Here is a 5,584-nt window from a genome sequence, read left to right on the forward strand (position 1 = left end):
GTCCGCACGATGGTCCGCGGCCCGGCCAGCCGGACCAGCTCGTCGTCGCGCAGCTCGCCGTGCGTGCCGCGCACCAGGATGCGGCGGAACCGCAGCTGGTTGTGCCACTGGTTGTCGGTGAAGTCGTAGACGCCGAAGCCGTCCGCGAACTGAAGCGTCCCGATGGTCGTGGTGGCCCGCCTGGTCTCCACCGGGTCCGCCCAGCCCGCGCGGGTCAGCGGGTCGGCCAGCGGTGCGGTCGTGCGGGTGGCGCGCACCTCCACCGGGCCGCGGCCAACGCCGAGGAACGTCCGGATCAGCGACACCGCGTGGTACTGGTGCGTCGAGGAGACGTCCACCCGCGTGACCTCGCCGATGGCGCCGGCGCGGACCAGTGCCAGCCGGGCCGCGTGGGCGGGCATGCGCGTGTACTGCTCGGCCACCTGGACCAGGCCGCTGTCGCCGACCGCGCGCCACAGGTGGCGCAGGCCGTCGAGGTCCGGCGCGGGCGGGGTCTCGGCCAGCACCCGCACGCCCCGCGCCACCAGCTCCACCACCAGGGACGGGGTCACGGCCCACGGCACGGCGGTGACCACGAAGTCCGGCTCGTGTGCGAGGCACTCGTCCAGGGACAGGTACACCGGCACCGGCAGCTCCCGCGCCCGCCTGGACACCACGCCGACGCAGTCGAGGTCCAGGGACGCGGCCAGGCGCCAGAAGTACTCGGCCCGCCAGCCGGTGCCCACGACGGCGAAGGTGGTCATGGCGCTGGGTCTCCGTCCGTGCGCGTTGATGTTCCTGCCTGAGGTCACCGTCATCACGCTTTGGTGAACGTATCCGGTCCCCACCAACCGAAGGCCGTCACCAGCGCTCTTTATACGCGTACGAGCCCCCGTGGGGACGGACGGCTCGTACTTCCATCACACATCTGGGGGATTTCGCATGTCGTGGTTCGAGGTCGTGCCCGTCGCGCTGGTGGCGGTGGGGTGGTTGTGGCTGCCGGGGTTGCCGGTGTCGTACCTGTTGGGGTTGCGGGGGATCGCGGCGTTCGCGTTCGCCCCGGTGGTGAGCATCGCGGTGGTGGCGACCACGGCGGTGGCGGCCGGGATGGCGGGGCTCGACTGGTCCGTGCCGCTGGCGCTGGTGGCCGCGTCGGCCGTCACCGCGGTCGCCGCGTTGCTGGCGTTCCTCCTGCGGCGCAAGGGTTTCCTCGCCGCAGCGCCCGACCCCCGGCGGCTCACGCTGGTCGCGGCCGCCGGGTTGGTGCCCGCGATCGCGTTGGCCGCGTTGGCGGTGGTGCACGCCGTCGGGCCGCCGGACAGCCTCTCGCAGGTGTTCGACACGCCGTTCCACTACAACGCGCTGGCCTACATCCGGGACGCGCACGACGCGTCGTCGCTGACCATCTCGTCGCTGGGCGACCCCGAGCAGGCGCCTGCGTTCTATCCCGCGGCCTGGCACGACATCGCGTCGCTCGTGATGATGTCCACCGGCGTCTCGATCCCGGTCGCCGCCAACGTGGTGTGCGCGGTCATCACGGTCCTGGTGTGGCCCGCGTCCTGCCTGCTGCTGGTGCGGCAGCTGTTCGGCCGCAACGTCGCCGCGCTCGCGGTCGCCGGGGTGCTGTCGATCGCGTTCCCCGGTTTCCCGTGGGACTTCTTCGGCTGGGGCGTGCTGTGGCCGAACCTGCTCGGGATGTCGATCGCGCCCGTGCTGTTCGCGCTGGTGCTCACCGTCACCGGATGGGTGAAGGACGACACGATCGGTCGGGGCCGCGCCTGGCTGCTGCTCGTGATCGGGGCGGGCGCGGCCGGGCTCGCGCACCCGAACGTGCTGTTCTCGGTGATCGCGCTGGCGGTCTTCCCCGCCGGCGCGGCGCTGTTCCTGCGGGCCGGGCGCCTGTACCGGGAGGACCGGGGCCGCCGCGCGGCCATCGAGTGCGTCGTGTTCGTCGTGGTGCTCATCGGCGGCTGGCTGGGGTCGATCACCTCCCCCGCGCTCGCCAACGCACGCGACTGGGACTTCTGGAAGTCGTTCGAGACGCCGGCGAACGCGGTCGGTGAGGTGCTGTTCAACGCCACCAACCAGCGGGAGGCGTTGTGGTTGCTGTCCGTCGTGGTGATCGTCGGCGCGTGCACGGCCCGCCGCTTCCCCGCCATGCGGTGGGTGCTCGCCGCGCACCTGGTCTCGGCGTTCCTGTACGTCGTCTCCGCCGCGCTCGTCCGGCCGGACACCCGGCTGCTCATCGGCTACTGGTACAACGACTCGCACCGCCTCGCCGCGATGTTGCCGATCACCGCCGTGCCACTCGCCGTCGCGGGCGTGGTCTTCCTCGCCGGCAAGCTGGCGCCGCTGGTCCGGCACGAGCGGGCGACCGTGCCGGTGCTCGCGGTCGGGCTGACCATCGCGCTGGCCGTCGTCACCGCCGGGTTCTACCCGACCGACCGCGAGGCCCGGGTCGCCGTGACCTACCGGCAACCCGAGGACCAGAAGCTGGTGAACAACCGGATGCGCGCGTTCTACGACCGGATCGCCGAGAAGATCCCGAAGGACGCGGTGGTCATCGGCAACCCGTTCGACGGCAGCGTCATGCTGTGGGCACTGGCGGACCGCCGCGTGCTGTACCCGCACTTCCTGTCGGCGAAGAGCAAGGAAGAGGAGTACCTGGGACGTCACCTGTCCGATGCCGCCGACAACCCGAGGGTGTGCGCGGCGATCAGGCGCTACCACGTCGAGTACGTGCTGCTCGGCAAGAGCGACCCCGCGATCGCCGCCACCACCCCGTTCGAGGGCATCGCCCGGGTCGGCCACGCCGACGGGTTCGAGCTGGTCGACCACTCGGGCCCGACCAGGCTCTACCGCATCACCGCCTGCGACTAGTTGTGCCGCAAGGAATCCAGCCGCGACTCCGGTTCCGATCTCGGTCCGTGGTGGGATCCGCTGTGGTGCTCCAGCCGGCGGCGCGTTCACAGGGCGCCAACAAGGTCGGGAAGTACGGGCCGCCGCCCTGTGCCTCGGCGAGGACGCGGGCTGGAAGTTCACCGCGACGACCGCCGCTCCCACGCGGGAAGCGAAGGTCGCCGCCGAAGCCGTGCACCAGTAGGTCCGCCCCCACGGGCCGGCATGCTGTGGCAGTGGCTAGGCGTCCTCCGCGCGGCCGACGCCTGGGGCGACGATTCCCTTCTCGTAGGCGAAGACCACGGCGTGGGTGCGGTCCCGCAGGCCCAGTTTGGTGAGCACGCGCGAGACGTGCGTCTTGACCGTGGTCTCCCCCAGGTACAGCTCCTTGGCGATCTCCGCGTTGCTCGCGCCGCGGGCGAGTTTGACCAGCACCTCGAACTCGCGGTCGGTCAGTTCCGGTGGGCGGTGGGCCGGGGCCGCCGGCGCGGGCGCGGAGAACCGGGCGATGACCCGGCGGGTGACCGCCGGGGACAGCAGGGCGTCGCCGCGGGCCACGATCCGTACGGCCTCCACCAGGTCCTCCGGCGAGGCGTTCTTGAGCAGGAAGCCGCTCGCGCCCGCCCGCAGGGCCTCGAACAGGTAGTCCTCGCGGTCGAACGTCGTGAGGATGACGACTCTCATGCCCGCGCCGGGGGTGTTCCCCCCGCCGAGCACGCGGCGGGTCGCCTCCAGGCCGTCGATCCCCGGCATCTGGACGTCCATCAGCACCACGTCCGGGCGCAGCCGCTCGGCCAGCTCGACCGCGGCGAACCCGTCCCCCGCCTCGCCGACGACCTCGATGTCGTCCTCCATCCCGAGGATCACCCGGAAGCCGGCGCGGACGAGATCCTGGTCGTCCGCGAGCAGGACCCGCAGCATCACGCACCACCGCCCCGCGCCGTGGGCAGGGTGGCTCGTACCCGGTAGCCCGCGTCGCGGCGCGGCCCGGCCTCCAGCTCACCGCCGTGCACCGCGATCCGTTCTCGCATCCCCACCAGTCCGAACCCGCCTTCCTCGGTCTGATCGTGCCCACGGCCGTCGTCGGTGACCTCGACCTCAAGCGCGTTGGCCAGATACCGCTCGCGGACCTCGGCGCTGCGGGCTCCCGCGTGCTTGACGACGTTGGTCAACGCCTCCTGCACGACGCGGTAGGCCGACAGCGCGACGCCGTCCGACACGGGCCGCGGCTCGCCGGCGACGCCGTGCCGGACCGAGAGCCCGGCCGCGCGGGCGGACGCCACCAGTTCGGCGACCTCGTCGAGCCCCGGCGAGGACGAGTGCGTCGGGGCGGGTTGCTCGGCGTCCTCCGCGCGGAGGACGCCGAGGAGCCCGCGCAGCTCCCCGATCGCCGTGCGGGCCGTCTGCTCGACGGTCCGGAGCGCCTCGCGGGCGAAATCCGGATCGCGGTCCAGCGCTCTGCGGGCGGCGCCGGCCTGCACCCCCATGACCGACACGTAGTGCGCGACGACGTCGTGCAGGTCCCGCGCGATCCGCAACCGCTCCGCGACGATCGCGCCCCGGGTGTTCTGCTCCTGCGACCGCCGCAGCTGCTCCGCGCGGTACTCCAACTCGGCCTGCCGGCGCGCCGACAACCAGGCCATGTTCCCGAAGCCGTACGCGATCACGAAGTACACCGTGTTGATCAGGATGTTGAACAGCACCGCGGCGAGGAACGGGTCGAGCGGCCCGGCGGCGCCGGGGTAGTGCCGCGGCGGGTGGGTCATCGCGTGGAGGAACGTCACGCCCAGGTAGCCGGACATCAACGCGATCACGCCGATGCGCGACCAGCGCGCGACGACCCGGTTGCGCTCCCACGCGCCGACCGTGAAGACCACGATGAACAACGCGACCGAGGGTGTGTTGTTGTCCCCGATGTGCCGCACCTGCGCGCCGATGAACAGCACGCTGACGACGACCATCACGGCGAGCGGGTAGGTGCGCCGGACGGCGAGCGGCACGGCCAGCGCGGCGCCCCAGGCGAGTTGCTCGGTGAGCGACGGCGCGTCCCCGAACGCGAACGTACCCGTGCTGTTGATGAACACGAGCAGGCAGAAGGCGCCGACGAGCACCGCGAGCGCGACCAGCACGTCCCGCCGCCGCTCGGTCGGCGTGGGTCCTGGCCGGCGCCACCGGCTCCAGTCGGGCTCCCCGCTTCGCATGCGGCTCAACGTATCGCGCCCGCCGGCCGGCCCGTGCGCACCGCTGTGACCAGGGGCGGAACACGTGGCGGTTTTGTGTCAGGCGCTTGACTGATCTTGTCCGACCCGGGTTGACTTCGCACCCGTCGTCGGGGGTGTAACGAACGGAGGCCGGTACGCGATGGAGGTGCCCATGACCGTCGGCGGCCTCACCGAGATTCCCGTTCGACGGTGAATGGACCGGAGGTGTACCGGTGGGCAGGTTACGGCTCAGTGTTCGGGCCCGCGTTCTCGCCATCGCCCTGATTCCCAGTGTCACGCTGCTCGCGGTCGGCGTCGGCGCGTCCACCTACCTGGCGGTGCGGGCGTTCCAGCTGCGCGACGACGTGGCGCACCTGGACACCGCCGTCGCGCCGACCATCGACTTCGCCGAGGCGCTGCAGGAGGAACGCAGGCTCAGCATGCTGCTGCTCGCCGGCGACCAGTCGGTGCGCGGCGATCTCGACGCGGCACGCGAGCGCTACGAC

At 72.0% G+C, this 5,584-nt stretch carries 4 protein-coding genes and 1 pseudogene; 2 read left to right on the forward strand and 3 right to left on the reverse strand.

The genetic code is table 11. The annotated features are described in order from the left end of the window. The coding region (locus ACJ73U_RS43755) for a Gfo/Idh/MocA family protein (RefSeq protein WP_407783699.1) at window positions 1–743 on the reverse strand (743 nt) is incomplete at its 3' end. Window positions 744–921: 178 nt separating this feature from the next. Between ACJ73U_RS43755 and ACJ73U_RS43760 the strand changes: the two genes are divergently transcribed. Then, window positions 922–2,859, forward strand: a complete 1,938-nt coding sequence (locus ACJ73U_RS43760) for a DUF6541 family protein (RefSeq protein WP_407783700.1) — start codon at window positions 922–924, stop codon at window positions 2,857–2,859. Between the two features lie 258 nt (window positions 2,860–3,117). On the opposite strand, the gene ACJ73U_RS43765 is transcribed toward ACJ73U_RS43760, so the two are convergent. Then, complete coding sequence (locus tag ACJ73U_RS43765) at window positions 3,118–3,798, reverse strand: response regulator (RefSeq protein ID WP_407783701.1); 681 nt, start codon at window positions 3,796–3,798, stop codon at window positions 3,118–3,120. Next, window positions 3,798–5,078: a sensor histidine kinase gene (locus ACJ73U_RS43770; protein WP_407783702.1), complete on the reverse strand. Its 1,281-nt coding sequence runs from the start codon at window positions 5,076–5,078 to the stop codon at window positions 3,798–3,800. Before ACJ73U_RS43770 ends, ACJ73U_RS43765 begins: the two co-directional genes overlap by 1 nt. A 233-nt stretch (window positions 5,079–5,311) precedes the next feature. Between ACJ73U_RS43770 and ACJ73U_RS43775 the strand changes: the two are divergent. After that, window positions 5,312–5,584: pseudogene (locus ACJ73U_RS43775) on the forward strand (histidine kinase); the annotation flags it as partial.

It is taken from the genome of Actinophytocola sp. (assembly GCF_045807065.1).
Lineage (GTDB): Bacteria > Actinomycetota > Actinomycetes > Mycobacteriales > Pseudonocardiaceae > Actinophytocola.